The 5,531-nt window shown below is 73.7% G+C and carries 7 protein-coding genes; 2 read left to right on the top strand and 5 right to left on the bottom strand.

Annotated features, from left to right (window positions below; genetic code table 11):
- Window positions 1–166: 166 nt before the first annotated feature.
- Complete coding sequence (locus tag E4099_RS28335; RefSeq protein WP_135341978.1) at window positions 167–397, bottom strand: DUF5988 family protein; 231 nt, start codon at window positions 395–397, stop codon at window positions 167–169.
- Between the two features lie 94 nt (window positions 398–491).
- A complete protein-coding gene (locus E4099_RS28330) occupies window positions 492–1,343 on the bottom strand; it encodes a metallophosphoesterase family protein (protein ID WP_135341977.1) in 852 nt (283 codons plus the stop codon).
- Window positions 1,344–1,663: 320 nt separating this feature from the next.
- Between E4099_RS28330 and E4099_RS28325 the strand changes: the two genes are divergently transcribed.
- A complete protein-coding gene (locus E4099_RS28325) occupies window positions 1,664–1,897 on the top strand; it encodes a dodecin (protein WP_135341976.1) in 234 nt (77 codons plus the stop codon).
- Between the two features lie 128 nt (window positions 1,898–2,025).
- Here E4099_RS28325 and E4099_RS28320 read toward each other — a convergent pair whose 3' ends face one another.
- Both E4099_RS28320 and grpE read right to left on the bottom strand, forming a co-directional pair.
- Window positions 2,026–3,228, bottom strand: a complete 1,203-nt coding sequence (locus tag E4099_RS28320) for an FAD-dependent monooxygenase (RefSeq protein WP_135341975.1) — start codon at window positions 3,226–3,228, stop codon at window positions 2,026–2,028.
- 238 nt (window positions 3,229–3,466) lie between these two features.
- A complete protein-coding gene (gene grpE, locus E4099_RS28315; protein ID WP_135341974.1) occupies window positions 3,467–3,979 on the bottom strand; it encodes a nucleotide exchange factor GrpE in 513 nt (170 codons plus the stop codon).
- A 224-nt stretch (window positions 3,980–4,203) separates the two neighbouring features.
- On the opposite strand from grpE, the gene E4099_RS28310 reads away from it, so the two are divergent.
- Window positions 4,204–4,419, top strand: a complete 216-nt coding sequence (locus tag E4099_RS28310) for an MbtH family protein (protein WP_135341973.1) — start codon at window positions 4,204–4,206, stop codon at window positions 4,417–4,419.
- Window positions 4,420–4,465: 46 nt separating this feature from the next.
- On the opposite strand, the gene E4099_RS28305 is transcribed toward E4099_RS28310, so the two are convergent.
- A complete protein-coding gene (locus E4099_RS28305) occupies window positions 4,466–5,362 on the bottom strand; it encodes an Fpg/Nei family DNA glycosylase (protein WP_135341972.1) in 897 nt (298 codons plus the stop codon).
- Between the last annotated feature and the right edge of the window lie 169 nt (window positions 5,363–5,531).

Raw genomic sequence — 5,531 nt, 5'->3', positions numbered from 1 at the left:
GGGTTAGGGGTGGGCCACGGGTGGCTCCGCCCCTCCTGGTCCAGGCCACCGGTCGGACACCTGACGCCGGGGTGTGCTCGCGGTTCCCGGCACGAAAAGGGGCGGGGCGCCGCATCGCGACGCCCCGCCCCTCGCTACCGCCTGTGGTCCCCGGCGCCCGCCTGGTTCACTCGGCGACGTAGGTGCGGCGGCTCCATACGAAGACCCGCAGGTTCCGTCCCGCCCTCTCCTGCCATTCGGCCGTGGGTGCGTAGTGGTCGTAGTGGCTGCCCCGGGGGAGCTTGACGACCTGGTCGAGGTCGTCGACCGTCACGATCCGCTCGTCCTCGGGGGACGTGTCCGCCGACAGGAGCGCCGGAGCACCCCGGAGAACGGCGTTGCCTTCGGGTTGGGCCATATGTCGCCTCGCTTCCTTGTTCGCCGCTCCCACTGTGCGGAAGGACGCTCAGGAATCACTGGACTCCCACTACAGCCCGGGTGCACCGATCCGTTCAGCCCACCGGGACGGGCAGGATCCGGCGCAGCGGGTCGGCCGGCAGCCTGCCGTGGCGCTTCCATTCGCGGGGGTAGCCGACCGACACCTCCTGGAAGCGCACGCCGTCCTCCACGGTCACCCGGGGAATGTGCAGATGCCCGTAGACGACGGTCTCGGCGCGGAAGCGCACATGCCAGTCGGCGGTGAGCTCGCTGCCGCACCACAGGGCGAAGTCCGGGTAGCGCAGCACCCGGGTGGGCAGCCGGGTCAGGGGCCAGTGGTTGATGAGCACCGTGCGCAGCGCGGGGTCGCAGGCGGCGAGCCGGCGCTCGGTCTCCTCGATACGGGCCCGGCACCAGGCGTCCCGGGTGGGATACGGGTCGGGGTGCAGGAAGTGCTCGTCGGTGCAGACCACGCCGGCCTGGTGCGCGTGGGCGAGCGCCGCCTCCTTGCTGTCGATGCCGTCCAGCCGGAAGGTGTAGTCGTAGAGCAGGAAGAGCGGGGCCAGGGTCAGCGGCCCGCCCTTGCCCTGCCAGACCGGGTAGGGGTCCTCGGGGGTGACGATGCCCTTGGCCCGGCACATCTCGACCAGCCGCTGGTAGCGGGCGACGCCGCGCTCCTCCACCGGGTCCTTGGGGTGGCTCCACAGCTCGTGGTTGCCGGGCACCCAGATCACCTTGGCGAACCGCTCGCTGAGCAGGCCGAGCGCCCATTCGATGTCGCTGAACACCTCGCCGACGTCCCCGGCGACGATCACCCAGTCCTCGTCGGAGCCCGGCCGCAGCCGCTCCACGATCGCCCGGTTCTCCTCGTAGGCCACGTGCAGATCACTGATGGCGAGAAGCTCGCCCCGGTGCGTGCCGCCCAATTGATTCTCCTGTCGTACGGTGGCGTTCACAGTGCGGTGCTCGGCAGGACCGGCCCCGGTGGCCCGGTGCCGGTGTCGGCCTCACGGCCGCGGCGGGCCGGCTCCGCGCGCCCACCGGGCGCGGGGCCACCGGCCCGTAATCCATGGTCCCCGGCGGGTGCCGCCCCAGGGCCCGCCGGCCGGCCCGGCGGTACGCGGCGGGGTGCGCCGCGGGTCGGTGTGCCGGGGTGCGCGGGCGGCTCGTCCGGCTCGCGCGGCGCGGCCGGGTGGGGCACCGTGGGAGGTGCCATCGGACCACCGCACGGACGAGGAAGGCCGCCATGTCGCACCACACCTACCGGGTGACCGAGATCGTCGGCAGCTCGCACCAGGGCATCGACGAGGCCATCCGCAACGGCATCGGACGTGCCGCGCAGACGCTGCGCCATCTGGACTGGTTCGAGGTCGGGCAGATCCGGGGCAATATCGCCGACGGCAGGATCGAGCACTACCAGGTGTGCCTGAAGGTGGGCTTCCGTCTGGAGGAACCGGAGTCCGGTGCCGACTCCTCCTGAGCCGGGCTCAGCCACCGTGCGCGTCCTCACCCATGGCTCCCCCGTCCTGGCGCCGCGCACGCGGGCTGGCGCCGTTGTCATGACCGCTGAACAGCAGCGTACGGGAATCGGCCCGCCGGAACACAGGATCACGGCGCGGTGCGGTGGGTGACGGTCTTCGACCAGTCGATCCGGTATCCGGTCAGCCAGTCGTCGGCGCCGGCGCTGCCCCGGTCCAGCCGGCGGGAGATAAGGGTGTCGCGCACTACCCTGCCGACGGCCCCGGGGGCGGTGTGGCGGGCCATCGCGGCGCTGGCGGCGACCAGGCGCTCCACCCGCTCCCGGCGCAGCCGCTCGTAGGCGGCGAGCGCCTGCCGCCTGGGCAGGTCGCGCAGGCAGGTGGCGAGCACCACCGCGTCCTCGATGGCCATGGACGCGCCCTGGGCGGCGTTGGGCGCGGCGGCGTGGGCCGCGTCCCCGATGACCACCATGGACTCACCGGACCAGGTGGGGACGGTGGGGATCTCGTATCCGGCGGCGGCCACGATGGTCTCCCCGCTGGCCCGTATGATCCCGGCGGCCGGGGTGCGGTCGGCCGCGAACAGTTCGGTCAGCCGCTCCCGCCACCGGTCGGCCCCGGTGGCGGCGAGTTCGGCCCGGGAGACCTCGGGGCTGGGGACGTTGGCGAACCACCAGACCTCGCCATCCGGGGCCACCGTGCAGCCGAAGAAGGCGCGCTTGCCGTAGACCATGGTGTAGGCGCCCGGTGCGGGCGCGTCCGGGGCGTCGCGGGTGTAGCCGCACACGGTGACCTGGCCGGTGTACCGGGGGCGGGGCGCCGCGGCGTCGATGGTCTTGCGGGTGGCCGAGTGGATCCCGTCGGCACCGATCAGCACGTCCGCCTGGGCGCGTGCGCCGTCGGCGAAGGAGGCCACGATCCGCCCGTTGGGCGCGGTGTGGGCCGCCGCGAAGCGGCTGCCGTACCGGATCGGTACGCCGAGCCGGTTCGCCTCATGGCGCAGCACCCGGTTCAGGGAGGCTCGCTTGAGGGTGCGGGGGCCGCCCCCCGTCCCGTCCTGGCCGCCGGCGATCGGCCGGGTGCCCAGCAGCTTGCCGGTGTTGCCGACGAACTCCACCCGGTCGGCACCGAAGGAGGCCTCCAGCACCGGCTGGTGCGCGTCGATGGTGCGCAGGGCGGCGATGCCGTTGGCGAACACGGTGAGGAAGGCGCCGCCCTCGTCCTCGCCCTCGAACCGCCGTTCGTGGACGACCGCGTCGATCCCGGCCTTGCGCAGGGCCAGGGCGGTCGCCACTCCGGCGATTCCACCGCCGATGATCAAGGCGTCGGTCATGCTGCTCCAGGGCTCGGTACGGGCAGGTGGGCGGCCCGCGGGAGCGTGGCACCGGGCCGCCTGCGCCCTGCCGTCCGCCCCGGTGGCACCCGAGGGCGGTCCCCGAACCGCTGGTGCGCAGCTTAGGGGGTGTCCGAGGGGTCTCCGCGGCGTTCCGGCGTCCTCTCCGGGGCACGGGGCCGCTCCAACGGGTGCCGCGGCCGGGGAGGTTGGGCCGCCGGCGGGCCGGGACCGCGGTTCAGTCCGGCTCCTCGGCGTACATGATCACCTGCTGGCGGCGCAGCACCCGGCCGCGCCAGACATAGCCGTGCCGTACGGTGCGGGCTATCGACCCGGCGGGCCGGCCGTCGTCGGCGGGCCGGCTGCCGACGATCTCGTGGCGGACCGGATCGACCGGGCCCTCGTCGTGCAGGTCGGCGACATCGCAGAGGGCGAAGAGGCGGATCAGCCGGCCGTCCAGCCAGCGCAGCGCGGTAGCGGCCTGCTCGGGGTCGGTCTCCTCGGCACCCTGCTTGGTGAGGTCGGCCAACCAGTCGGCGAGCACCAGCAGTTCGGGGACCACCGGGTGCGGGTGGTCCGTCTCGGCGCGCCACAGGCGCTGTTCGGCGCGGAGTTCGGCGGCCTCGGCGCGCAGCGCGGCGTTCTCCGCGCGTAGGCGCGCTATCCGGAGTCGGGACAGCGGGTTCCATGGCATCGACGTCTCCCCCTTGGCGAGCCCCTCGTCCTCGCCGAGTCGAATGATCCTGATCATGTCAACGACAGCCCGGTACGTGCTCCCTCACGGACGGCGGCGAAGGTGCCCAGTGTGCATCCCGGTCCACCGGCAGGTACAGCACATCGCAGGCATCCCGGTCGGCGTGTCCCCCGGCCGGTCAGGGTCCGGTCGAGCCGGGCTCGACGTCCACCTGGTATCCCCGTACCCATACGTCCCGGTGCCGAAGTGCCCAAGCGCCGAGCAGACCAAGGGGAGAGACGATGACCAACCCGTTCGAGAACCCGGACGCGTCCTACTACGTGCTCGTCAACGAGGAGAACCAGCACTCGCTGTGGCCGTCCTTCGCGGAGGTGCCGCAGGGGTGGACCGTCGTGCACGGGGAGAGCGGGCGCCAGGAGTGCCTGGACTACATCGAGGCCAACTGGACCGACATGCGGCCCAGGAGCCTGGCCGAGGCGATGGACGGCGCCTCCTGACCCCTGGTGGGGCAGCCTGACCACGCGGGCCGCTCGCCGGCGCCCGCTACTTCAGCAGCCGTGACAGCCGGCGGTCGGCGAGCGGCTTGCCGCCGGTCTGGCAGGTGGGGCAGTACTGGAGCGAGGAGTCCTTGTAGGAGACCTCCCGGATGGTGTCCCCGCACACCGGGCAGGGTTCCCCGGTGCGTCCGTGTACCCGCATACCCATCTTCTTCTCCGCCTTGAGTTCGCCCGCGGCCAACCCCCGGGAGCGTTCCACGGCGTCGGCCAGGGTGTCGCGCAGCGCCTGGTAGACCACGGTGGTCTCGTGCTCGGTGAGGTCCGCGGCGATCCGGAACGGCGACATCCGGGCGGCGTGCAGGATCTCGTCGGAGTAGGCGTTGCCGATGCCGGCGATGACCGTCTGGTCGCGCAGGACGCCCTTGATCCGGTGCCGGACCCCGCGCAGGAGTCCGGCGAAGGCGGCGCGGTCGAAGCTCTCCTCCAGCGGGTCCGGGCCGAGCCGGGCGATGCCCGGCACCTGGCGCGGATCGGTGACGCAGTACACCGCCAGGGCCTTCTTGGTCCCCGCCTCCGTCACGTCGAAGCCGGTGGCCCTGTCCGGGTCGGGCCCCGGGGATCCGCCCGGCTCGGTCAGCAGGACGCGCAGGGCCAGCGGTCCGCGCCCCGGCCGCGGCGGCGCCGCGGGCAGGTCGGTGCGCCAGCGCAGCCAGCCGGCCCGGGCCAGATGCACGATCAGCCGGGTGCCCGTGTCGGTGGCCAGGTCCAGGAACTTGCCGTGCCGGCCGACCCCGGTCACCGTACGGCCCTCCAGCGCGGTCAGCGGCGGATCGTAGGTCTTGAGCACGCTCACCGCGACGGGGTGCACCCGGCCGATCCGCCGGCCGACGGCGTGCTCGGCCAGATACCCGGCGAGGGCCTCCACCTCGGGCAGCTCCGGCATGCCACCAGTGTGCCCGGCGGCGGTCGGTGCCGCGCGGCGGCGGGCCGCGGCCTGCCGCTCCGTCAACCGCCGTCCGGCCGCGCCGCGCCGGGCGGCCGGCCGGCGGAGAGCGCCCGGGCCAGATAGGGGGCGGTGCGCCCCGCCCCGGCGCGGGCCACCTCGGCCGGAG

The organism is Streptomyces palmae (assembly GCF_004684805.1).
Taxonomy (GTDB): Bacteria; Actinomycetota; Actinomycetes; order Streptomycetales; family Streptomycetaceae; genus Streptomyces; species Streptomyces palmae.
The sequence above is the reverse complement of the archived record's forward strand: the minus strand, read 5'-3'. Positions and strand labels throughout refer to the sequence as shown.